The organism is Pseudomonas sp. 06C 126, from assembly GCF_001855215.1.
Taxonomy (GTDB): domain Bacteria; phylum Pseudomonadota; class Gammaproteobacteria; order Pseudomonadales; family Pseudomonadaceae; genus Aquipseudomonas; species Aquipseudomonas proteolytica.
Window position 1 is genome coordinate 1 of sequence record NZ_MIFU01000161.1, and the last position, 512, is coordinate 512.

Sequence of the window (512 nt, forward strand, 5' to 3'; positions counted from 1 at the left end):
TACACGCCTCCTTGATCTCCAACCCCGCCACCCCCACATCCAGCGCCAGCCCCACATACGTGCCATTGCCCAAAAACTTCGACGTCTGGGCAATGCTCTTGATGCGCTGGGTGTAACCCACAATTTCACTTTTATGCAGATAGCTCTTGGTCGAAATCCCCAGCACCTTTTTCAACGATTGATGGCTCTGCAAACTGGTACCAAACCGCGCTGCGCCTTGCAGTTGCACCTCCAGCTTGTTGAACAACACCTGGCGGTGGCGCACGAAGTTGTTACGGTCCAGCACGCCGTCCTTAAGCTGGCGATGCAACCGCTCGACCTCCTCCAGCGTGTGCCTGACCTCATCCAGGTGCCGGCCCCATGCCGAGGTGGCGCTGCCTACGCCCAATGAGCTGTAGCCAAGCAGGCTTTGCAGCAAATCATATTGGCCGACCACTGCTGTCCCGAGCGCCGCGTCCTGTTCCAGGCCGCGGCGGATTTGCTCGGCGTGGCGCATCAACCAGGCATCGTTG

The 512-nt window shown here is 59.2% G+C and carries 1 pseudogene; it reads right to left on the reverse strand.

The annotated features are described in order from the left end of the window. A pseudogene (locus tag BHC62_RS27155) lies at positions 1-512 on the reverse strand (hypothetical protein); the annotation flags it as partial.